The organism is Pseudomonas sp. PME37.24/025 (assembly GCF_055556615.1).
In genome coordinates, this window is sequence record NZ_JBVHNK010000390.1 from 1 (window position 1) to 250 (window position 250).

The 250-nt window shown below is 57.6% G+C and carries 1 protein-coding gene; it reads right to left on the minus strand.

The annotated features are described in order from the left end of the window. Nucleotides 1-250, minus strand: a 250-nt coding sequence (locus ACZ3HH_RS30810; protein ID WP_465810475.1) for a P-type ATPase actuator domain-containing protein, incomplete at both ends; no start/stop codon positions are given.

Sequence of the window (250 nt, forward strand, 5' to 3'; positions counted from 1 at the left end):
GCTTGGTCACGGGGACCGGTTCGCCAGTCAACATCGACTCATCAATGGCGCTCTCTCCCTCCACGACCACCCCGTCAGTAGCGACTTTTTCGCCTGGTCGGACCCGTAGCAGGTCGCCAATGTGAACGTTACTCAAGGGGATATTTTCTTCCGTACCATCTGCAGCGATCCGTCTAGCTGTTTTAGGTGCCAAGCCGAGCAGTGATTTGATGGCGGCAGAGGTCTGCGAGCGCGCCCGTAGTTCCAGGAT